Origin of the sequence: Mycobacterium sp. (genome assembly GCF_019247635.1) — a bacterium.
Classification (GTDB): Bacteria; Actinomycetota; Actinomycetes; order Mycobacteriales; family Mycobacteriaceae; genus Mycobacterium.
In genome coordinates this window covers 150,071-170,312 of sequence record NZ_JAFBAR010000090.1, presented here as the reverse complement: position 1 = coordinate 170,312, position 20,242 = coordinate 150,071, and the positions used below count along the sequence as shown (strand labels likewise).

General features: G+C 64.9%; 23 protein-coding genes. 10 read left to right on the top strand and 13 right to left on the bottom strand.

Translation table 11 applies throughout. The annotated features are described in order from the left end of the window. Position 1 precedes the first annotated feature (1 nt). Positions 2-1,378, top strand: coding sequence for an adenylate/guanylate cyclase domain-containing protein (locus JO236_RS14915; RefSeq protein ID WP_293331706.1), 1,377 nt, complete (start codon positions 2-4; stop codon positions 1,376-1,378). A gap of 4 nt (positions 1,379-1,382) precedes the next feature. On the opposite strand, the gene JO236_RS14910 is transcribed toward JO236_RS14915, so the two are convergent. From JO236_RS14910 to glpX, 3 genes are all read right to left on the bottom strand, one after another. Further along, positions 1,383-2,366 (bottom strand): hypothetical protein, encoded by a 984-nt coding sequence (locus JO236_RS14910; protein WP_293331544.1) that lies wholly within the window; start codon positions 2,364-2,366, stop codon positions 1,383-1,385. A gap of 114 nt (positions 2,367-2,480) precedes the next feature. Further along, positions 2,481-3,881 carry a class II fumarate hydratase gene (locus JO236_RS14905; protein WP_293331541.1) on the bottom strand — a complete coding sequence of 467 codons (1,401 nt, stop codon included), beginning with the start codon at positions 3,879-3,881 and terminating at the stop codon, positions 2,481-2,483. A 37-nt stretch (positions 3,882-3,918) separates the two neighbouring features. Further along, a complete protein-coding gene (glpX, locus tag JO236_RS14900) occupies positions 3,919-5,004 on the bottom strand; it encodes a class II fructose-bisphosphatase (protein WP_293331538.1) in 1,086 nt (361 codons plus the stop codon). Positions 5,005-5,059: 55 nt separating this feature from the next. Here glpX and JO236_RS14895 point away from each other — a divergent pair, with 55 nt between their 5' ends. Beyond that, the gene (locus JO236_RS14895; RefSeq protein ID WP_416362246.1) at positions 5,060-5,755 is read left to right on the top strand and encodes a DUF4245 domain-containing protein; all 696 of its coding nucleotides are present in this window, start codon (positions 5,060-5,062) and stop codon (positions 5,753-5,755) included. Positions 5,756-5,769: 14 nt separating this feature from the next. Beyond that, positions 5,770-6,567, top strand: a complete 798-nt coding sequence (locus JO236_RS14890) for a dienelactone hydrolase family protein (RefSeq protein ID WP_293331535.1) — start codon at positions 5,770-5,772, stop codon at positions 6,565-6,567. A gap of 10 nt (positions 6,568-6,577) precedes the next feature. On the opposite strand, the gene JO236_RS14885 is transcribed toward JO236_RS14890, so the two are convergent. The 4 genes from JO236_RS14885 to JO236_RS14870 form a co-directional block, all read right to left on the bottom strand. After that, on the bottom strand, positions 6,578-7,681 hold the full coding sequence (locus JO236_RS14885) for an NAD-dependent epimerase/dehydratase family protein (RefSeq protein WP_293331532.1): 1,104 nt from the start codon (positions 7,679-7,681) through the stop codon (positions 6,578-6,580). 64 nt (positions 7,682-7,745) lie between these two features. Continuing rightward, a complete protein-coding gene (locus tag JO236_RS14880; protein ID WP_293331529.1) occupies positions 7,746-7,985 on the bottom strand; it encodes an exodeoxyribonuclease VII small subunit in 240 nt (79 codons plus the stop codon). Beyond that, complete coding sequence (xseA, locus tag JO236_RS14875; protein WP_293331526.1) at positions 7,975-9,240, bottom strand: exodeoxyribonuclease VII large subunit; 1,266 nt, start codon at positions 9,238-9,240, stop codon at positions 7,975-7,977. The genes JO236_RS14880 and xseA overlap by 11 nt, the downstream gene beginning before the upstream one ends. Beyond that, positions 9,237-9,833: a lipid droplet-associated protein gene (locus JO236_RS14870; RefSeq protein WP_293331523.1), complete on the bottom strand. Its 597-nt coding sequence runs from the start codon at positions 9,831-9,833 to the stop codon at positions 9,237-9,239. The genes xseA and JO236_RS14870 overlap by 4 nt, the downstream gene beginning before the upstream one ends. 88 nt (positions 9,834-9,921) lie before the next feature. On the opposite strand from JO236_RS14870, the gene JO236_RS14865 reads away from it, so the two are divergent. Beyond that, a complete protein-coding gene (locus JO236_RS14865; RefSeq protein WP_293331520.1) occupies positions 9,922-10,929 on the top strand; it encodes a 4-hydroxy-3-methylbut-2-enyl diphosphate reductase in 1,008 nt (335 codons plus the stop codon). 6 nt (positions 10,930-10,935) lie between these two features. Here JO236_RS14865 and JO236_RS14860 read toward each other — a convergent pair whose 3' ends face one another. Further along, positions 10,936-12,150 (bottom strand): DUF6542 domain-containing protein, encoded by a 1,215-nt coding sequence (locus JO236_RS14860; protein WP_293331517.1) that lies wholly within the window; start codon positions 12,148-12,150, stop codon positions 10,936-10,938. Between the two features lie 91 nt (positions 12,151-12,241). Between JO236_RS14860 and ychF the strand changes: the two genes are divergently transcribed. The 4 genes from ychF (at position 12,242) to JO236_RS14840 (ending at position 15,619) form a co-directional block, all read left to right on the top strand. Continuing rightward, entirely contained in the window at positions 12,242-13,333 is a 1,092-nt protein-coding gene (gene ychF / locus JO236_RS14855) for a redox-regulated ATPase YchF (RefSeq protein ID WP_293331514.1), read from the top strand. A gap of 810 nt (positions 13,334-14,143) precedes the next feature. Next, positions 14,144-14,443 carry a hypothetical protein gene (locus JO236_RS14850; protein WP_293331511.1) on the top strand — a complete coding sequence of 100 codons (300 nt, stop codon included), beginning with the start codon at positions 14,144-14,146 and terminating at the stop codon, positions 14,441-14,443. 319 nt (positions 14,444-14,762) lie between these two features. Next, positions 14,763-15,161 carry a VOC family protein gene (locus JO236_RS14845; protein WP_293331508.1) on the top strand — a complete coding sequence of 133 codons (399 nt, stop codon included), beginning with the start codon at positions 14,763-14,765 and terminating at the stop codon, positions 15,159-15,161. Between the two features lie 23 nt (positions 15,162-15,184). Beyond that, positions 15,185-15,619, top strand: a complete 435-nt coding sequence (locus tag JO236_RS14840; RefSeq protein ID WP_293331505.1) for a limonene-1,2-epoxide hydrolase family protein — start codon at positions 15,185-15,187, stop codon at positions 15,617-15,619. A gap of 154 nt (positions 15,620-15,773) precedes the next feature. On the opposite strand, the gene JO236_RS14835 is transcribed toward JO236_RS14840, so the two are convergent. Both JO236_RS14835 and JO236_RS14830 read right to left on the bottom strand, forming a co-directional pair. Then, positions 15,774-16,187, bottom strand: coding sequence for a DUF732 domain-containing protein (locus tag JO236_RS14835; RefSeq protein ID WP_293331502.1), 414 nt, complete (start codon positions 16,185-16,187; stop codon positions 15,774-15,776). A gap of 323 nt (positions 16,188-16,510) precedes the next feature. Beyond that, on the bottom strand, positions 16,511-17,005 hold the full coding sequence (locus JO236_RS14830; protein ID WP_293331499.1) for a nitroreductase/quinone reductase family protein: 495 nt from the start codon (positions 17,003-17,005) through the stop codon (positions 16,511-16,513). A gap of 289 nt (positions 17,006-17,294) precedes the next feature. Here JO236_RS14830 and JO236_RS14825 point away from each other — a divergent pair, with 289 nt between their 5' ends. Both JO236_RS14825 and JO236_RS14820 read left to right on the top strand, forming a co-directional pair. Continuing rightward, a complete protein-coding gene (locus JO236_RS14825) occupies positions 17,295-17,813 on the top strand; it encodes a peptidoglycan endopeptidase (RefSeq protein WP_416362245.1) in 519 nt (172 codons plus the stop codon). A 227-nt stretch (positions 17,814-18,040) separates the two neighbouring features. Continuing rightward, entirely contained in the window at positions 18,041-18,364 is a 324-nt protein-coding gene (locus tag JO236_RS14820; RefSeq protein ID WP_293331496.1) for a putative quinol monooxygenase, read from the top strand. Here the strand turns inward: JO236_RS14820 and JO236_RS14815 are convergent. From JO236_RS14815 to JO236_RS14805, 3 genes are read right to left on the bottom strand one after another with little or no spacing between them, the layout of a single operon-like run. Further along, complete coding sequence (locus JO236_RS14815) at positions 18,361-19,041, bottom strand: guanylate cyclase (protein ID WP_293331493.1); 681 nt, start codon at positions 19,039-19,041, stop codon at positions 18,361-18,363. The two genes, JO236_RS14820 and JO236_RS14815, sit on opposite strands and share 4 nt — an antisense overlap. A 7-nt stretch (positions 19,042-19,048) precedes the next feature. Continuing rightward, positions 19,049-19,420: a carboxymuconolactone decarboxylase family protein gene (locus JO236_RS14810; RefSeq protein ID WP_293331490.1), complete on the bottom strand. Its 372-nt coding sequence runs from the start codon at positions 19,418-19,420 to the stop codon at positions 19,049-19,051. Continuing rightward, on the bottom strand, positions 19,413-20,225 hold the full coding sequence (locus tag JO236_RS14805; RefSeq protein ID WP_293331487.1) for an SDR family oxidoreductase: 813 nt from the start codon (positions 20,223-20,225) through the stop codon (positions 19,413-19,415). Before JO236_RS14805 ends, JO236_RS14810 begins: the two co-directional genes overlap by 8 nt. Between the last annotated feature and the right edge of the window lie 17 nt (positions 20,226-20,242).

Genomic DNA, 20,242 nt, shown 5'->3' with positions numbered 1-20,242 from the left:
TATGATCCCGCTGCGGGGTAACACGTCCATCGACTTTGCCGAGAAGAACACCGCAGTGGTGACGCTGCTCGTTGTGCTTGGCATTTGCGGGGTTGCGTTAGCGGGTGTAGTGAGCATCGCCCCCACGTTGCGCTGGTTTCTCGCCGGAGACGAACCGACGACTGAACAACGGGACGCGGCGATCAAGCTGAGTGCCCGGCAGTCGGCAATCCTGCTGGCCGCATGGGGCCTGAGCGGCGGAATCCTGATCCTGCTCGATCGGTCTGGCGGGGCTTCGCTGCTGCTGCCCATGTTGCTCGGCGTGCTGCTCGGCGGACCGGCCGCCGCCGGCACCGGCCTGTTGATCGCGCAGCACAGCCTGCGCCCCCTCATGATCGCCGCCACCCAGGGCGCCAAGCCGCGCCTGGCGGCGCCCGGGGTATTCGCGCGTCTGGTCCTCATGTGGTTCCTGTGCAGCGCGGTGCCCATCGCCGTGATCGCGACCTTTGTCGTCCTGCGGTCCTACGGCTGGCTCATCCAGAGGTCGGCATCGCTGGATGCGCCCGTACTGGTGGTGTCGCTGGCGGCGCTGATTCTCGGGTTGCCCACGATGATTCTGACGTCGCGATCCATCGCGGATCCGGTCGGCGAGGTCGTCGACGCGATGGCCGAGGTCGAACACGGCGACCTGGAAACCTACGTCGGCGCCTATGAACGCTCCCAAATCGGGCGCCTGCAAACGGGATTCAACCGGATGGTCGCCGGGCTCGCCGAACGTGACCGGCTGCGCGATCTGTTCGGCCGTTACGTCGGGGCGGATGTGGCCCGTCGCGCCATCGAAGAGGGTGCCGAGCTGTCCGGCGATGTGGTCGAGGCCGCCGTCTTGTACATCGACCTGGTGGGTTCCACACAACTTGCGGAAAGCCGTCCGCCACAAGAGGTTGCCGAGATCCTCAACGATTTCTTCCGGATAGTCGTCGGGGCCGTCGACGAGCAGCAGGGACTGATCAACAAATTCCAGGGCGACGCGGCGCTGGCCATCTTCGGTGCCCCGTTGCGCATGGACCAACCGGCGTCGGCGGCGTTGGCGACGGCCCGCGCCCTGGCTGCCGCGCTACGCCAGCTACCCGTGGTCGACTTCGGCATCGGCGTCTCCGCCGGACGGGTCTTCGCGGGCAACATCGGCGCCGAAAACCGTTACGAATACACGGTTATCGGCGATGCCGTCAACGAAGCGGCGCGCCTGGCCGACGTCGCCAAGACCTCGGATCGGCGGATCTTGTGTTCGGCGGCAGCCATCGAGCGCGCCGGCGAGGCCGAGCGTGACCGGTGGGCGGAATGCTATTCGACCGTGTTGCGCGGTCGCTCGGAAGCAACGCGGGTGTCGACGCCGTCCTAGCTGACTACTTGGCGACCTTCAGGGCCGCGATGACCTGGTTGATGATGCCCGCCGAGGCGGTGTCACCAATGGGCGTAGCACCCATGAAGATCGTGACGGGCTTGGTGTCGACCGCGATGATTACCACCGTGTCGCCTTTCACGCCTTTGGTGGTGTCTGCGATCGAGACATCGGCGTCAACGCGGGCGGCCTTGATCCCGTCGACCGTGATCGACGATGTCTTGACGGGCCCCAGGGTGGGCTGCGCGTTCGAGTAGCCCGGCCCGGCGGCCACGCACGCCATCAACTTCGACGCCTGCGCCCCGACATCCATGCTGGGTACGAAATTGGTGATGGCGACCTCGGCCTGCATCATCCACTGGGTGCCCGACCCCACCTCTTGGGCTACACCCGCCGCGTCGATGAGGTTCGGCGATTGGTCGTCGGAGATGACCTGCCATCCGGGCGCCGCGCTGCTCGGGAACGACAGCTTGCCCGCGCTGATCGAGGTGCCGGTCGGCTTCTCACCGCCAGAGACATTGGGGGTGCAGTCGGTCGCGGTCTGCGCGCCACTCGGCTGTGGTGACGCCGCGCTGGTGGCGGTCGAGGTGGCGGCGGGGTTTGACTTGTTGCCGCTGGTAAGGCCGATTGCCAGGAACACCACGAGCCCGATGACGCCGAGCAGCGCGATGCCGCCCACGATCAGCCAGGGCAGCTTCGAGCCCGAGCCCTTCGGGCCGCCCGGCGGCGGCCCACCCGGGTAGGGTCCGGGCTGCCACCCGGGCGGCGCCTGCTGGCCCGGCTGAGGATATTGCTGGGGCGGATAGGCGCCCGCGGCATAGGGATCCGCCGGGCTCTGCGGGTTGGTGTACGGACCGCCCGGCGGGTACTGGTAGGGGCCGCCTTGCGGCTGCCCACCCTGCGGCTGCCCGCCCCAATAGGGGTCCTGGCCGTACGGATTCGATCCGTAGGGATTCTGACCATAGGGGCCCCCGGGAGGAACCGTCATTGCTCAACCACGCTCTCTGTCAAAGACCTCATGCACCGCGTCCCCCAAAGGTAGCCGCGCAACGCAGTATGACGGTCGGACCTGGACTTGGACCACTTGCCCTTTGCCTGGCCGTCACGTGGGCCTGACGCGAGCCATTGCCAACACGTCGAGGCGACGGTCCAGTTCTTCTTCGGACAGCTTGTCGCCGATCAACCCGCGGTCGATCACGGTCTGGCGGATCGTCTTGCGTTCCTTGAGGGCCTGCTTGGCCACCGCCGCGGCCTCCTCGTAGCCGATGGCCGAGTTCAACGGTGTCACGATGGACGGCGACGACTCCGCCAGCTCGCGCAGATGCTCGACGTTGGCCTTCAGCCCGACGATGCAACGCTCCGCGAACAGCTTCGACACGTTTGTCAGCAGCTTGAACGACTCCAGGATGTTGCGGGCCATCATCGGGATGTAGACGTTCAGCTCGAAGGCGCCGCTCGCGCCGCCCCAGGCCACCGCGGCGTCGTTGCCGATCACCTGCGCGGCCACCTGCGTAACGGCTTCGGGCAGAACGGGGTTCACCTTGCCCGGCATGATCGAGCTGCCGGGCTGCAGGTCCGGAAGCTGGATCTCGGCCAGCCCGGTCAGCGGGCCGGAGCCCATCCAGCGGATGTCGTTGGCAATCTTGGTCAGCGACACCGCGATGGTGCGCAACGCGCCCGATGCCTCGACCAACCCGTCACGGGCCGCCTGGGCTTCGAAAGAATTTGTGGCCGTGCGTAATTCGTTCAGTCCGGTCTCTGCGACCAGCGTCTCGACCACCTTGGTCCCGAAGCCGTCGGGCGCGTTGAGGCCGGTGCCGACGGCGGTGCCGCCGATGGCCAGTTCACCCAACCGTGGCAGCGTCGCCCGCACCCGCTCGATACCGGCCTCGATCTGGCGGGCGTACCCACTGAATTCCTGGCCCAGCGTGACGGGCACGGCGTCCATCAGGTGCGTACGGCCCGACTTCACCACGGTGCGCCACTCGTCGGCCTTGGCGGCCAGCGCACCGTGCAGTTCCTCTAGCGCCGGGATGAGATGGCGCACCGCGGCCTCGGTGGCCGCGATGTGGGTGGCGGTGGGGAAGGTGTCGTTGGACGACTGCGACATGTTGACGTCGTCGTTGGGGTGCACTTTTACCCCGTTGGCGGCCGCGATGCTGGCAATCACCTCATTGGTGTTCATGTTGGAACTGGTGCCCGAACCGGTCTGGAAGACGTCGATGGGAAACTGGTCGTCGTGCTTGCCGTCGGCAATCTCGGCGGCCGCGGCGATGATCGCATCGGCCTTCTCCGGCGCCAGCAAGCCCAGGTCCTTGTTGACGTGCGCGCAGGCCCCCTTCAGCAGGCCCAACGCGCGGATCTGGGTGCGCTCCAGGCCACGGCCAGAGATCGGGAAGTTCTCCACCGCACGCTGGGTTTGCGCGCGCCACAACGCTTTTGCCGGCACCCGGACCTCGCCCATGGTGTCGTGCTCGATGCGGTATTCGGCGCTGTCGGCCATGAATCGGGTTCCTCTTCGCTAGGTGTGTACGGCCTGCTCAAGGCAGGGGATAAGCCGCGGTGCTGTCACCGGTGAAGTCGATGGCGGAGTACTCGTTGAGCTTTGAAAGCCGGTGGTAGGCCTCGATCATCCGCACGGTGCCCGACTTCGACCGCATCACGATCGACTGCGTGGTGCAGCCACCGGGTTGGTACCGCACGCCCTTGAGCAGGTCGCCATCGGTGACCCCGGTGGCGCAGAAGAAGACGTTCTCGCCGGAGACCAGGTCCTCCGTCGTCAGAATCTGGTCGAGGTCGTAGCCCGCGTCCAACGCCTTGCGGCGCTCAGCCTCGTCCTTGGGAGCCAGCTGCGCCTGAATCGCGCCGCCCATGCACCGGATGGCCGCGGCGGCGATGATCCCCTCGGGAGTGCCGCCGATGCCGGCCAGCATGTCGGTGCCCGACTGCGGTCGGCAGGCCGAGATCGCGCCCGCGACGTCGCCGTCGGTGATCAGCCGGATCCGGGCCCCGGTGGTCCGGACATCTTCGATCAATTGAGCGTGCCGCGGCCGGTCCAGGATGCACACCGTCATGTCCCGTACCGACAGCTCCTTGACCCTGGCGACGGCCCGGACGTTGTCCGCGATCGGCGCGGTGATATCCAGCACGTGCGCGGCGTCGGGCCCGACGGCGATCTTGTTCATGTAGAACACCGCCGACGGATCGAACATGGCGCCGCGATCCGCCACCGCCAGCACCGAGATGGCGTTGGGCATGCCCTTGCTCATCAGCGTGGTGCCGTCGATCGGGTCGACGGCGAAGTCGCAATCCGGGCCGTCGCCGTTACCGACTTCCTCGCCGTTGTAGAGCATCGGCGCTTCGTCTTTCTCACCCTCGCCGATGACCACGACGCCGCGCATCGAGACCGAGTTCACCAATTCGCGTATCGCGTCGACCGCGGCGCCGTCCCCGCCCTCCTTGTCGCCGCGGCCTACCCAGCGGCCCGCCGCCATGGCGCCGGCCTCGGTAACCCGCACCAGTTCCAGGGCAAGGTTGCGGTCCGGGGCTTCTCCGCGCGGCCGGGCCTGCCTCGATTCGTGCCGCGCGACGGCGGTCGGGCACGAACCGGATCCCTCAGCTGTCATGGTTGCCGATTCTCCCAGAAGCAGTTCAATGGTGTAGAGCTGGGATACTGGCGGGGTGACCACCGAGCCGCAGCCGAAACGGGGGCCAGTTGCGGGCCCTGTTACGGGGGCTGTTGCGGGACCTGTTGCTAAGCCGCCCAAACCGCGCTTGCTGCAGGACGGCCGAGACATGTTCTGGTCCCTGGCGCCGCTGGTCCTTGGCTGCATCGTGCTGGCGGGCATGGTCGGGATGTGTTCGTTAGCGCCGGGGGGGACGACTAGGGGCACCATCCCGTCCTACGACGCCGCGGCGGCCCTGCGTGCGGACGCCGCGACACTGGGATTTCCGATCCGGCTACCCCAGCTGCCCGTTGGCTGGAAACCCAACTCCGGCAGCCGGGGCGGCATCGAAAACGGACGAACCGATGCCTCGACCGGCCAGCGACTCAATGCGGCCACCTCGACCGTCGGATACATCACCCCGACGGGGATGTATGTGAGCCTGACACAGAGCAATGCTGACGAGGACAAGCTGGTTGGTTCGATCCATCCCGGCATGTATCCGACCGGCACGGTCGACGTTTCCGGCTTCAACTGGATCGTCTATCAGGGTGCTGACCAAAACGGTGCCGCCGCCGAGCCGGTATGGACTACCAGGTTGCCCAGTCCGGTCGGCCCCACGCAGATCGCGGTTACCGGTGCCGGCAGCACCGACCAGTTCCGTACCCTGGCGACGGCGACGCAATCGCAGTCGCCATTACCAAGTCGATAGAAGGGACGTAGCGCGTGACTGCACCCGAGGCAGACCTTTCCGGTTGGTCGGCGGCACCGTTCACCGGTGCCGGCTACACCCACGACGTGTATCGCAAGGGCACAGGTCCGGGCGTGGTGTTGATCCCCGAGTTACCCGGGATCCATCCCGGTGTGTTGGCCCTGGGAAATCATCTGGTGGACAACGGTTTCACGGTGGCCATACCGTCGTTGTTCGGTGAGCCGGGCAGGACCGTGACGGCCGGCTATGCGGCGTCGACGATTGCGCGGGCCTGTGTGGCAAAGGAATTCGCGGCGTTTGCGACCAACAAGCAGCGGCCGGTGTCGCTGTTCCTGCGCGCATTGGCTCGGGACCTCAACGCGTCGACGCCGGGCAAGGGCGTCGGCGTGATCGGCCAATGCTTCACCGGCGGCTTCGCGCTGGCCGCCGCGGTCGACGACAGCGTGCTGGCGCCGGTACTGAGCCAGCCTTCGGTGCCGTTCCCGGTGACACCTGCGCAGCGTCGCGATCCCGGGCTGAGTGAGTCCGAGCTGGCAACGGTCGCCGACCGGTGCGCCAACGACGGGCTGTGCGCTATCGGTTTACGGTTCAGCGAGGACAAGACGTCGCCCGGCGCACGGTTCAGCACGCTCAAACAGCGACTGGGTGACGCGTTCGAGGTGATCGAGATCGACTCCGGCCCAGGCAACCAGCACGGCTTCGGCAAAATGGCGCACTCCGTGCTTACCAACGAGCTCCGCGAGGTCGACGGCCAGCCGGCCTACGAGGCCCGCAAACGGGTGGTCGAGTTCCTCACCGAGCGGCTGGCCTAGCCAGCCCGACCTATCGGCTGGCCTTCGCTTTCGAAGCCTTCGCTTTCGAGGCCTCCGCTTTCATCTGGTTGAACAGGTCGACGTAGTAGGGCAGGCATTCTTTCATCGCCTGCTCGGTGTCGAACAGTGGCTCGTAACCGAGGTCGCGTCGGGCCTTGGCAACCGAGAAATAGTTGTCCAGGTAGACCCGTTCTACCGCGTTAGGTTCGAGCAATGGTGCGGGGAAGCCGAAGCGGAAGTGCAGCCGCTGCCAGCCCGTCATCGCCCAGTGCACCGCGGGACCGGAAATCCTTATCCGCGGCCACTTTTCCCCACACGCTTCCACCACCGGCCGCGCGAACTCGAACATATTGATGGGCTCGGCGTCGTTGATGAAGTAGGCCTGACCGGGTGCGGTGCCGCCGGGCACCAGATGCTCGGCGGCCAGGATGAAGCCGTGAATCAGGTTGTGCACGTAAGAGTTATCCAGCCGCGCCGACTTGCGTCCGATCAGCACCTTGACGTGGCCCTTGATGACGCTCTCAAACAACTTGCGGAACATCGTCTGGTCGCCGTTTCCCCAGATGCCACTGGGCCGGATCGAGCAGGTAAGCATGCCGTCAACACCGTTCTGCGACAACACATATCGTTCGGCGGCGACTTTGGTCTCGGTGTACAGGTCATGGAAGCGGTCGGTGTAGGGTAGGGACTCGTCACCGTTGGCGATGTTCTTGCCGCCCATTACCACGCTGTTGGATGCCGTGTAGACGAACCGCTTGACGCCGGCCTTCTGCCCGGCCTGCACCAGATTCTCGGTGCCGCCGACGTTGACAGAAAAACTGCGCTGTCGGTATTCCTCGGTCGCCGACGCGCCGCCCATCAACTCGATGATCGCCGCGGTGTGGAAGACGGTGTCGATGTTGTCCACCGCGGCGGCGCAGACCCCTGCGTCGGTGATGTCACCCTGCAGCACTTCCAGTTGCGGGTGCTGCGGCAGGGGCGACGGCGCGCGGTCGAAAGACCGCACCCGGTGTCCGCGATCGAGCAAGGTGGTCACCAGATTGGCGCCGACGAAGCCGGATCCGCCGGTGACCAGAACGCTGCCGAGTTCGGTTGTCAGTGCCGCATCGCCCATGGGCGAAGCATACTGAAACGTGTTCCAGTCTGACAAAGAATTTGCTTATCGGGACCTGCCTGGGTCAATTTTCGTCGGCGTGGCCAGAGGCCAGGGCATCGGTCACCCGCTGGCGCGCGCCAGCTAAGTGTTCCTCACATCTTTTGGCGAGTTGTTCGCCCCTTTCCCAGAGCCTCAGCGACGCATCCAAATTCAGTCCGCCCTGTTCGAGAAGTCGTACGACTTCGATCAGCTCGTCTCGGCAGGCTTCATAGCCCAGCTTACTAATAGGTGTAATGAATCCGTTCTCGTCTTTATCGCTCATCGTGGTCTTTTTCATCCATCACTGCGCCCCCACTCACCGCGCTCACGGCGCCGTCGCCCACACGTACCCGAAGCCTGGTGCCCGCCGGAGCGTCGCGCACCGATCTGAGCACCTCCGGAGGTCCACCCGAGGCCGGGGCCGCCTGCACCACCGCGTAGCCGCGGGCGAGCGTCGCGGCCGGACCCAGTGTCGCCAGCCGCGCGGCCAGGTGACCCACCCGTTCGGTCTCTGCGGCGACCAGCCGGGTGATGTCACGACGAACCGCTGATCGCGCACGGTGGATCTCGTCGGCGCGCGCGGTCAGCGCCGTCAGCGGATCGGCGAGCACCGGACGGCTGCGCAACTGGGCCAACGCGCGCTGCTCGCGTGAGACCCAATTGCGCAGGGCCTGCGCGCTGCGGCCACGCAACTCGTCGATCAGTCGCTGCTCGGCGGCGGTATCCGGGACCGCTTTCTTGGCCGCGTCGGTGGGCGTGGCAGCACGCAGATCGGCGACCAGGTCGCACAGCGGATTGTCGGGTTCGTGGCCGACGGCGCTAATCACCGGCGTGCGGCACGCCGAGATCGCCCGACACAGCGTCTCGTCGGAAAACGGCAACAGGTCCTCGACGCTGCCGCCGCCGCGGGCCAGCACGATCACGTCGACGTCAGAGTCCCGGTCCAGTTCGTCCAGCGCCTCCACGATTTGCGCAACGGCGTTAGGGCCCTGCACGGCGGTGTTGCGGATGGCGAAACGCACCGCGGGCCAACGTGCGGCGGCCACGGTTGTCACGTCGTGTTCGGCATGACTCGCCCGTCCGGTGATCAGCCCAATAGTGCTGGGCAGGAACGGAATCGGCCGCTTGCGCCGCGGGTCGAACAGCCCCTCGGCGTCCAGCAGCCGACGCAGCCGGTCGATGCGCGCCAACAGCTCGCCGACGCCGACGGCGCGAATCTCGCTGAGCCGCAACGAAAATGTGCCCCGCCCAGTGTAAAAAGAGGGCTTGCCGCAGACGACGACCTGAGTGCCCTCGGCCAATTTCACCGGCGCTGACAACACCAGGTCGCGCGAACAGGTCACGGTCAGTGACATGTCGGCGGCAGGGTCGCGCAACACCATGAAGACCGTGCTGGCGTGGGGCCGCATGGTGACCTGAGCCAGTTGTCCCTCGACCCATACCGTGCCCAGCTTGTCGATCCAGCCCGCGACCCGGATGGCCACCGCGCGCACCGGGAACGGATTCTCGGCGGAATTGCCTTCCGGACCCCGGTTCACTTCGCGGATGCGCGGGTGATCCTGTTGGCGAGCAGCGTCTGGAACGGAGCGCGGGCCTTGGTGGCTTGCTCGTAGGCCAGCAGGGCCTCCAGTTCCGTAACGTCCAGTGATTGCAACCGGGCGCGCAGCTGCGCCAGCGTCAGCGCCGGGTAGTCGAGTTCGGCCGCCACCTCGGGCGCCGGAACCGTCTTTTCGGCGGCGGTCTTCTTCGACTTGCTGGGCGCCGGCGTGGCCGCGCGGGCGGGTGTGGGGGCCTCGGGTACCGAATAGAGCGCGAAGCGTCCCTCGGCCCGGCGATCGGCTTCGATGCCGTCCGCGTCGGGCGGCAGCCCTTCGACACTTTGGGACAGATCCTCGTCGAACGTCGCCCATTCCGGCTGCTCGTCCTTGGATGGAAATATCGATTCCAGCGTGGTGTCGCCCTTGATCACCAGGTCGGCCAGGTTTTGTTGGAAGCGCATCACCAGGTGCGCCGCCTGACTGGCAAGCGTCATCGGGTACATCAGAATCGTCTTCGGCAGCTTCATCGTCTCCTCGACGGCGACTGTCGCCGCGCCGACAAGTAGCCGAACCCCGTACGGTGCAGTAGCCATGGGTCCAAGACTGCCTCAAGCGGCGGCTAAGTCCAAGTGGACCCCGTGAGCTGGCAGTCGCGAGTCGGCAGAACGTACCCTGGGTGACATGCCGCCGACGATCGATATGGGGATTCCCGGTGCTTCGAAATCGGTTGCCGACGACCCAACCCGCAAGCGAGTCCTGCTCGCGGAGCCGCGGGGCTACTGCGCGGGGGTGGACCGGGCCATCGAGACCGTCGAACGTGCGCTGGAGAAGCACGGTGCTCCCGTCTACGTTCGGCACGAGATCGTGCACAACCGGCACGTGGTGGACACCCTGGTCAAGGCCGGTGCGGTGTTCGTCGAGGAGACCGACGAGGTCCCCGAGGGGGCCATCGTGGTGTTCTCGGCGCACGGGGTCGCGCCGACGGTGTACGCGGCCGCGGCCGAACGCAATCTGCGGACCATCGACGCCACCTGCCCGCTGGTCACCAAGGTGCACAACGAGGCCAGACGCTTCGCCCGGGACGACTACGACATTCTGCTGATCGGTCATCAGGGACACGAAGAGGTGATCGGCACGGCCGGCGAGGCGCCCGATCACGTGCAGCTGGTCGACGGGGTCGAGGCCGTGGAGCACGTGACGGTTCGCGACGAGGACAAGGTGGTCTGGCTGTCGCAGACCACGCTGTCCGTCGACGAGACCATGGAGATCGTCGACCGGCTACGGCAGCGCTTCCCGAAACTGCAGGATCCGCCCAGCGACGACATCTGCTACGCCACGCAGAATCGGCAGGTCGCCGTCAAGGCGATGGCACCCGAGTGCGAGCTGGTGATCGTGGTCGGTTCGCGCAACTCGTCGAACTCGGTGCGGTTGGTCGAAGTGGCTTTGGGCGGCGGTTCCCGGGCCGCTCATCTGGTCGATTGGGCTGACGACATCGACCCCGTGTGGCTGAAGGACGTCACCACGGTTGGGGTCACCTCTGGCGCGTCGGTTCCGGAGGTTCTGGTGCGGGGCGTGCTGGAGCGATTGTCGGAGTTCGGCTACGACGTGGTCCAACCGGTGACGACGGCCCAAGAGACGTTGGTGTTCGCCCTGCCACGCGAGATCCGCTCGCTTCTCAAAAACGGCTAGGCCTGATCAGGCGTCGTATTCCCAGGATCCGGCCGGGGGACGGGGCGCACGTGATCGGCGCCGGCGGTCCGCCTCGGGCGGCTCGCGTAGCTGGTCCCGGGAGGTTTCGCCGCGGTAGCGGACTTGCGAGATCGGGTGGTGCGTCCGGTTGGAGCCGTTCGATCCGGTCGGCGTAGCACGGCGGCGTGGCTGCTCCGAGGAGCCATACGGGTCATAGGAGTCATAGGAGTCATAGCCCTCGTAGGGGCCGGAGTGTCTGGACGGGGGCTCCGGCGGGCGCTCGTACCGGTCATACGGGTCGAAGCGGCTGGTGCGAGGCGTGGGCCGCTCGTACGGATTACGGCGGGCCTGCGGGTCTCGACGTGGCTCCCGCTGCGCACGCAGGTCCTGATCGGCCGGCGGCCTCGGGCGCCGGCGTGGTCGCGGGGACGGGGACGGGTCGCCGGCTCCGGCCTCGTAGCCCCGGGGCTGGGCTCTGCGAGCCGGGCGTCGCGGACGCTCGAGCCCTTGTTCCTGCACGTCGTCCGGCGACGGACGGGCATGCCGGGAACGGGTCCGGCTGGCGCGCTCGGTTGATCGGCTGCTGCGTGTCGCCCTGCCCGTTCTCGCGCTGCTTCGACGCGCGTGATTGACGGCGGGCGCCCGCTGGGGGTCTGCGGTCGCGGCGTCGTCCGACTCGAGGTCGGGATCGGCGCTGAAAAGCGATCTCAGTTTCGTCGCGATCGTTCTGATGGCCGACGGCCGCTCGACGGCGGCGGCGGTGTCCTCGGTGCCGGCGGTCGCCACCGAGCGGTGCGACATCCCGAAATACCACCGGATCAGGCCGATCAGCAGCACCCCACCGGCGGTTCCCAGCATCAGCGGGAAGCGTTCGATGAGCGGGTAGCCGCAGTTGATCAGCAGGTCCTTGAGGTTGCCGACCTTGCGATCGTGGAACATCCAGTAGGCGGCCGGAACCGTGCCGAAAAGCAGCAGCGGCGGCTGGATGACGGCAGTGAAGACTCCGGACTGTCGGACGGCCAGCATTGCGGCCACACAACCGGCGATATAGCAGCCGGCAAAGACGTGCGAGAGGTCCTTGTGGCCGGCGTCGATCACCCAACCGACCATCGTCGCTGTGGCGGCGATAAGCACCGCGCCCCACCAGGGCACGCCCGCGATGCTGGGGACGATCGAGCGGTGATCCGCCGCCACCGCCGACCTCGCGCGCTGTGCTGACACAAGTAGACCGTACCGGCTGCGGGCCCAAAGGCCCGTATTACCTAGCCAGCGACCGCGGCGCGTTGACGGCGACCCCTAGACTTGGGTCCCTGTGAGCCTGAGCCTGGGAATCGTGGGTCTGCCCAACGTGGGCAAGTCGACCCTGTTCAACGCGCTGACCCGGAACAACGTGGTGGCGGCCAACTACCCATTCGCCACGATCGAACCCAACGAGGGCGTCGTTTCCCTTCCGGACCCGCGATTGGCCAAACTGGCCGAGATGTTTCACTCCGAGCGCATCGTCGCGGCGCCGGTGACCTTTGTCGACATCGCGGGCTTGGTCAAGGGGGCCTCGGAGGGCGCCGGGCTGGGCAACAAATTCCTGGCACACATCCGTGAATGCGACGCGATCTGTCAGGTGGTGCGGGTTTTCGCCGACGCCGACGTGACCCACGTCTCCGGCCAGGTAGATCCGCAGTCCGATATCGAGGTCGTCGAAACCGAGTTGCTCCTGGCCGACCTGCAGACCCTGGAACGCGCGTTGCCGAGGCTGGAGAAGGAAGCCCGCAACAGCAAGGAGCGCAGGCCCATCTACGACGCGGCGATCAGCGCCCAGGAGGTGCTCGATGGCGGCAAGACATTGTTCGCTGCCGCTGTGGACAGCAGCGTGCTGCGCGAGCTGAACCTGTTGACCACCAAGCCATTTCTGTATGTCTTCAACGCCGACGAGGGCGTGCTGACCGACGCCGCGCGGGTGGCCGAGTTGCGTGAACTGGTCAGGCCCGCCGATGCCGTCTTCCTCGATGCGGCAATCGAGTCCGAGCTGGTAGAGCTGGATGACGAATCGGCCGCGGAGCTTTTGGAATCGATCGGGCAGACGGAACGAGGACTAGATGCGTTGGCGCGCGCGGGTTTTCACACCCTGAAGCTGCAGACCTTCCTGACCGCGGGGCCCAAGGAGGCCCGAGCCTGGACCATTCATCAGGGCGACACCGCGCCCAAGGCCGCCGGGGTGATCCACACCGACTTCGAGAAGGGCTTCATCAAAGCCGAGATCGTGTCGTACGACGATCTGATCTCCGCCGGATCGATGGCTGCCGCCAAGGCCGCGGGCAAGGTGCGCATTGAGGGCAAGGACTACGTCATGGCCGACGGCGACGTCGTCGAATTCCGGTTTCAAGCAACGTCTGGGAGCAAAGGTTAGGCGATGCCGAAGAGCGTCGATCCCGCCCGCCCGCAGGAAGCGCTGGACCGGCGGGTGGGCATGGCGATGGCGCGCTGACACTTGAGCATCCTGGGACGCTGGATCGATGAGTGGGACCTCGTGAGTTTGGGAGGGCTGAAGGTCAAGATCGCGGAGTTCCGACTAAGGACGTCTGACGCAAAGTTGCCAACCGGTGAGGCAGTTAGTCAGCTCCAGTCGTGCTGTCGATCGTGAGTCAAGTGTGCGGTTGTACGAATTGGCTAGTAGCTCAGAAAGAAAACCGTCCCCCGCCCGAGCTGGGCGAGGGACGGGACGGCCACAGGTCGTCGAAATCTAGTCCTCGATTTCCTCTTCGTCATACCTGAACACTTGTGGTTCTCCTTTCCACATGCTCCTAGTCTAACGGGCAACGCAAACACGATGTTCCCTCATACGATGTGCGAAACCGTAGCAGGAGGTGGTTAAGAACATATGCCGACATGGCTACAAGGTTTTCTTGGCGGTGTTGGTGCGTCCCTGCTAGCTTCGGGGATCTTCCTGGGCATTTCGGCTCGCCTCCGACCGCGTATCGCGATATCTGAGTTCATCGCCAAGCGTCGGAACCCGGAGGATGGCAAAACCGAGTACCTCGTCAAGTTCGTCAACCTGTCGCGCAGGGCGTGTGTAGACCTGCAGCTCCACGCATACATCGCTACCGATTCGGAACTTCCTGCCAACGCGACGGGGACCGAAACGGCCCCTAACCGAACCATGAAGGTTATCGAGCTCGCCAAACGAGGGCCGTTTGTTCACGGACGCCGGAAGGATCGAGTGGACGCACCACATGCCCAACGGGTCCGGATTAAGACTGAGCACATCGACGAGTGGCAGCGCTCCGGCCAGCGGAAATACATCATGGTGCGGATTGTCGCCAAAGACGGCGTATCGGGCTTCCCGGCAGTGTTTGAACGCAGGTATGTCCTTGCGAATTGCATCCAGGAGGGAACCTTCATCACCGGCGACAGCCTTGACATTGCGCGATGGGAAGACCCTGCCGTCGATCCCTCGAATCTCGAGACGCCGCGAAGCGGCCAAGCGCTCCCGTCGCCTGACGCTGGTACCAGCGGGTGACAGACGGTAAGCGACGTGGTCGAGTTCCGGCTCAACATCTTAGTCGACCGAAGGTGAATGATATTAGCTGGCAACAATTCTCGTGAACGCTGACAACGTCGCCCGGGCGGAGCGATTCCGCCCGCGTGTGTTCGGCAATACTGGCCGACTCTGCAGTATGGAACGACGTCATCCGCCTCGACAGGCCTCGTGCGCACATCCTCGATGATGGTTGGGCCCCAGTCGACGTGCTCTCATTGTCGGTGGTGGTGCTTAGTCTGTGTTGCGCAAGACGCTGCCCGTCCGGGGGGAGCACCGCGACAGCCCATAGGGAGGCTTCATGAAGTTCCTATCGACCCGCCTCATCACGGCTGACGTCAATCGGCTCGCTGCTTTCTACGAGATGGTCACAGAGACCCCCGCGGTATGGGGCAATCAACTGTTCGCCGAGATACCGACGCCAGTCGGCACGCTGGCCCTCGGCAGCGACAAGACCGTGCCCCTGTTCGGAGAAGGATCGGCCGAGCCGGCCGCCAACCGGAGCGCGATTGTGGAATTCCTCGTCGACGACGTGGACGCCGAATTCGAGCGGCTCCGCGGGCGTCTCGCTGAAGTCGTGACCAAGCCGACAACCATGCCTTGGGGTAACCGCGCGCTTTTGTTCCGCGATCCAGATGGAAACCTCGTCAACCTGTTCACCCCTGTTACGGACGATGCCCGTGCCAAGTTCGGAGTCTGACTATTCGGACGCAGAGTCCGATCGTGAACGGTCCGGTCAAAGCGCGGGTACGTCATGGCGGCTCGACGTATCTTGAGCAGCGGACGGTCATTGATGCGTATGGAGGCGCGGTGCAGCCCGAGGACGTAGTTCGTGCGGAATTGAATGCGTGGCATGGTCTCGATGTCGACGAGATCGTGAGCCACTTCCATCCCGATGCCGTCTGGGACAACGTCGCGCTGGGTGTGCACCGGGGGCACGACGAGATTCGCCAGGCTGTCGACGGCTATGTCCGGCGCATGGAATCCGCCGAGCTGGAGCTTTTGAACATCGCGGTAAATGGCAACGTCGTGTTGACGGAGCGCGTCGATCACTTCGTATACGACGGAAGCAAAGTCGCCGCACGCTGTATGGGCGCTTTCGAGGTGACCGGCGACAAAATCACCGCCTGGCGCGACTACTTTGACGTCCCGCGCTAGGCTCCGGGCTGGTCTGCTGCAGGCGACGTCGTGGTCTGACCGGTGCCCCGTGGTTTGAGTGGTCATGCTCGAACGCCGGGCCCACCTCGCGCTGGAATTGTGCACAGCACTCGTGGACGAAACGGTCAAACCGCCGTGACGCTGGTCGGGATGGCTACTGCGGGTTCATTTTTCGCAGCGACGCCGTTTGAACTGATGGCGTTGGGGTGGGCGATGGAGCCGTGCTGGGGGTAGAAGGAACTTGGCTGGGGACCGTTGGGGCAGTGAGGGAGCCGTATTGGGGACAGTAGGCTTGGATCGCAGCTCCGGTGAAGTAGGCAGCATTGAGCGGTGGCCAGTTGGTGGCGTTGGTGACCTTGGCAACCAGATCCGCGTTGCTGGTGTTGGGGTTCTTGTTGAGGGTGGCGCAGACGACGGTTTTCGCGACCTCGATCGCTCTCTCCGGTGGGCCGTAACTCATTCCTGAGGTATTCAGGTTGGTTATGAACGCGTCGTCGGTGGAGTCCGCATGGGCCGGCACGGCCAATGCTACGGAAAGAACCATCAACGCTATGGCTCTCGCTACCATGACATCCACCTTCTAGTTGAATTTGACGCCGTCCGGTGACCTGGGTGGGCCCAAGGGCGTTCCACCGTATTTTAACTAGCACCGGCCGCGCGGCTACTGCCGTCGCTGGTCGTGGACGCCGCCGACGCCGGCCCGCGCCAGGCGGCGCTAGTTCGAAGGCCTCCGTGTACCGGTCTGGCGGGTCTGCTCGAACCGCTTCGGCACCGAGCCGAACGGCCAAATGGGTTACGGCATAGTCACTTCAACGTGGGACGACGACGAAGATTGCGCTCGCGTCGGCCGCAGCGATCATCGCAAAGGCGCTGCAGCACTGAAGCTTTGGACTACCGGGGCCTGAGTCGAAAGATGGGAATCTGGCGGCCGACCGGCGCTGTCTTGGCCTGGTAGTCGCCGTAACCCGGGTACACCCGCTGTGCGAGAGCCCACAGGCGGGCGTACTCATCGGGATCGGTGACCTCGCTTCCCACGAAACTCTCGCCGCCGAAATCGCACTCGGGATGCGCCCTGAGGTTGTAATACCACTGCGGGTGTTTTTGTCCGCCGTAGTTAGAGGCCATCACGATGGGATCGGAGCCATCGTGGAAGTAGGTGAGCTGAGTCACCCGCGGCTGACCCGACTTCGCGCCCGTGGTCGTCAGTGGCGCGTTGATGATCAGTCCCATGTTCGCGCGTCCGCCGGATATTCGGTGCAGCCACGGGTCCACGCGGGGCGCAAGGTGGCGGGCGAGGAACTGTCCGGCGCGGGAACGCCCGAAGCGCGCGTTGGCTTTGTACACACGACCGCGTTTGCGGTAAGGATCCACGTAGCGCAGCGCCATGCGCGAAACCCTACCGTTGTTCAGGTCGACCGCTCAACGACGGCAGCAACATCGACAACATTTGCCGAAAAGTGCGGATGGTCCGCAATCGCGCAGTTCGACGGCTAGATAAATACCTATAAGCAATTCTTTGTGATTTGCTGATACGTGTAGAGACAGTTCTGTTTCGACACCGTCGTAGTTATGCGACATTGTTTCTGTACATATGGCCTGCGCAATTCATCAATTGCTAAGTGATGAGTACCACAAATTTTGGTTTTCTAAATAAGCCATTGCTAGCGTCCTGCTCATGTTTACTATTGCGACGTTGTTGGCGCTTGTTAATCAGGTTTCAGGGACGCCCTATGTTGTTGGCGGAGATTCTCCCGCCGGCACGGACTGTTCAGGCCTGGCTTCGTGGGTGTCGAATGCAGCCACCGACCGGCCGGTGTTCGGCAGCCGGTTCAACACCGGGAACGAGGAAGCCGCCTTGTTGCAGCGCGGCTTCGAATACGGGACCGCTCCCAATGCCCTGGTGATCGGGTGGAATGGTCGCCACACCGCGGTCACGTTGCCCGACGGCACGTCCGTGTCCAGCGGTGAAGGCGGTGGAGTCCACGTCGGCGGCGCCGGTGCCTACCAGCCACAATTCACGCACCACATGTTCCTGCCAATGCCGGCCGAGGACGGCGGAGTCCTTCCCCCTGCGCCCGACGCCCCGCCCGCGCCCGACGCGCTGCCCCCGCCGCCACCGCCACCACCTGTGGTCCTGGTCGACGCTCCGGCCCCGGCGCCTGATATGCCCGCTCCCGAAACTGCGAATACGTAACAATTCGATTCAAGTTGTGATCTGGCCAACAAATCGGCCGGCGAATGGCGCTTTTATAACGGGCGCCATACCACCGGCCGATTTGTGGTTTATATCACCGCGAAAATTGGTTCACGCCGACAACGCGGCTAACCTCAACGCCGAGCACGTTCGGCGCCCGGCCGCGGATCTGACCGGAAACGCCGCTTCGGCCCCGGTGCGCCCAGAACTCGGGCGATGATGTCCCCATGATCTTCATCGTCGTCAAGTTCGAAACCAAGCCCGACTGGACGCAACGCTGGCCCGGTTTGGTCGCGTCGTTCACCGCCGCCACTCGCGCCGAACCGGGCAACCTGTGGTTCGAATGGTCGCGCAGTCTCGACAACCCGGCAGAGTATGTGTTGGTCGAAGCATTCCGGGACGGCGACGCGGGTGGTGAGCACGTCAACAGCGAGCACTTCAAACAGGCCATGCGCGAACTGCCCGAGGCGCTGACGTCCACGCCCAAGATCATCAGCCAGACGATCGACGCAACGGAGTGGTCGGAAATGGGCGAAATGTCGGTGGATTAGCCTACGGCAACGGCAATTTCGTCGCCCAGCCGATAACCCGGCGCCAGTGGCAACACATCACCGCTCCAGAACTTGCCCGGGTCGAACCAGTTTGTGTCCTTGTCGGTGACGAGCAGTCCCATTTCCTCATAGGTGATTGCCACTGTCTCGGCGCAGTAGGCCGTGGCCAGGCTCATCTTGCGTTCTTCCCGATGCCGCCGGGTCTGTTCGCGAACTTTTCTGTCCACGACGGGAATGCCCCGCACCCAGTCGTTGAGGGTCGGCAGGCGGCCGCGTAACCAGCGACCGGTCAGCCGTGCGCTGGCGGGGAACGCGGTGCCGTCCATCCGCGCGATGACACGCAGCAACGCGTTCTCCTGCTCGCGGGTGGCGTACGGCGTCAACTGACGCAGCCAGCACTTCTGGTGGTAGCGCTGGGTCCACTGCAGCACGGCTTCCCGCAGGTCGTTGAGTTGTACGCCGCGGTGGTTGGTCCCGGTCCACATGTCGGCGAGCTTGTCACCCAGTTCGGCGTGCCAGATCAACGGTGGCAAGTCGTCGATGGCCACCGTCATGCCGACGTGGTTCACCGGGGCGTTCGTCAACGTCTGGATGGCACGGTCGGGCCGCGAACCGCCGCGAAACAACCACAGATCGCCCGTCCGCGTCTCGTTCAGCGCCTCGTCGAGGGTAAGCATCGTAGGGCTACGAACCGGCCAGAACTTCGCGCGCGACATTGCTCGCGGTGGTCGCCGCGGGATAGCCGGCGTAGCCGGTCATGTGGTAGATCACCTCTTCGATCTCTTCGATGGTCAGCCCGTTGCGCAGCGCGATCGGGAAGTGAACCTTCAGTTCCTCCGTGGCCCGCAGGGCGATGAGCGCGCCGAGGGTGACCAGACTGCGGGAGCGGCGATCCAGCCCCGGCCGGGTCCACAGCGCACCGAAAACATGCTCGAGGCTCAGTTCGCCGAGTTCCCCGGCGAACCCTCCACCGCGCAGGCTGGTGACGTCACCCGGGATCAGGCCCGGAAGCATCTCCTTGAGCACCTCGAGACCCCTGGTGCGTGTATCAGCCATTCTGTGCGCCTTTCTGTGTCGGTTGAAGCCGAGGTTCGCGGGAGATCTGATAGTCGATGTAGGCGTCCCAGTCCGCGACGCGGCGGCCCAACTCCTCGACGACGTGCGGGTGGGTGGGCACGAAGAATCGGTTGCGCAGGATCGCATCTGCCACCAGTGCGCCCACGGCCGCGGGGTCGAGCAGTTCGAACTGCTCGCCGGGAATCCGTATCGCTGCCCCCTCGCCGAATCTCGGGACGGCAGCGGCGATGTTGGTCAGCACCGGCCCCGGACATAACAAGGTGACACCGATGTTCCTGGGCCGCAGGTAAATTGCCAGGCCCTCGCTGATCTGCACGATGGCGGCCTTAGTGGCGGCATAGGGCAACCGGTCGTAGGAATAGGTGAAAAGCCCGGCGAAGGATGCGGTGTTGACCAGATGCCCGCTGCCCTGATCGAGCAGCAGGGGCAGAAACGCGGCATTGCTGCGCACGACCGACATCAAATTGATGTCGAGGATGCGTTGCCATTCGGCAATCGGAATGTCCTGCGGCAGGCCGTTTGTCAGAACGCCGACGTTGTTGACCACGATATCGATTCGGCCGAAGCGGCCCAGTGCTGCATCCCGAATATCTTCGAAGCCAACGGGATCCGCGACGTCGGCGTAGTGCGGCAGGACGCGATCGGTCGCGGCGCCGAGACCGTCGGTGTTGACGTCCACGGCAACTACTCGGGCACCCCGGCCCACAAGTGCGTGGGCTATGGCGCGACCTATGCCGCTGGCCGCTCCGGTGACGACGGCGACCTTGTCGCGAAGGGTGTCCATGCGGTAATAGCCTGTCA

Excerpts from the sequence above, each read along its gene's own strand:
- JO236_RS14805 (WP_293331487.1), bottom strand. The coding sequence starts at position 20,225 with ATGGACACCCTTCGCGACAAGGTCGCCGTCGTCACCGGAGCGGCCAGC.
- JO236_RS14820 (WP_293331496.1), top strand. The coding sequence starts at position 18,041 with ATGATCTTCATCGTCGTCAAGTTCGAAACCAAGCCCGACTGGACGCAA.
- JO236_RS14835 (WP_293331502.1), bottom strand. The coding sequence starts at position 16,187 with ATGGTAGCGAGAGCCATAGCGTTGATGGTTCTTTCCGTAGCATTGGCC.
- JO236_RS14825 (WP_416362245.1), top strand. The coding sequence starts at position 17,295 with ATGTTTACTATTGCGACGTTGTTGGCGCTTGTTAATCAGGTTTCAGGG.
- JO236_RS14810 (WP_293331490.1), bottom strand. The coding sequence starts at position 19,420 with ATGGCTGATACACGCACCAGGGGTCTCGAGGTGCTCAAGGAGATGCTT.
- JO236_RS14885 (WP_293331532.1), bottom strand. The coding sequence starts at position 7,681 with ATGGGCGATGCGGCACTGACAACCGAACTCGGCAGCGTTCTGGTCACC.
- JO236_RS14870 (WP_293331523.1), bottom strand. The coding sequence starts at position 9,833 with ATGGCTACTGCACCGTACGGGGTTCGGCTACTTGTCGGCGCGGCGACA.
- JO236_RS14830 (WP_293331499.1), bottom strand. The coding sequence starts at position 17,005 with ATGGCGCTGCGCTACGTGGATCCTTACCGCAAACGCGGTCGTGTGTAC.
- glpX (WP_293331538.1), bottom strand. The coding sequence starts at position 5,004 with ATGACAGCTGAGGGATCCGGTTCGTGCCCGACCGCCGTCGCGCGGCAC.
- JO236_RS14915 (WP_293331706.1), top strand. The coding sequence starts at position 2 with ATGATCCCGCTGCGGGGTAACACGTCCATCGACTTTGCCGAGAAGAAC.
- JO236_RS14845 (WP_293331508.1), top strand. The coding sequence starts at position 14,763 with ATGAAGTTCCTATCGACCCGCCTCATCACGGCTGACGTCAATCGGCTC.
- JO236_RS14815 (WP_293331493.1), bottom strand. The coding sequence starts at position 19,041 with ATGCTTACCCTCGACGAGGCGCTGAACGAGACGCGGACGGGCGATCTG.
- JO236_RS14880 (WP_293331529.1), bottom strand. The coding sequence starts at position 7,985 with ATGAGCGATAAAGACGAGAACGGATTCATTACACCTATTAGTAAGCTG.
- JO236_RS14865 (WP_293331520.1), top strand. The coding sequence starts at position 9,922 with ATGCCGCCGACGATCGATATGGGGATTCCCGGTGCTTCGAAATCGGTT.
- JO236_RS14910 (WP_293331544.1), bottom strand. The coding sequence starts at position 2,366 with ATGACGGTTCCTCCCGGGGGCCCCTATGGTCAGAATCCCTACGGATCG.
- JO236_RS14905 (WP_293331541.1), bottom strand. The coding sequence starts at position 3,881 with ATGGCCGACAGCGCCGAATACCGCATCGAGCACGACACCATGGGCGAG.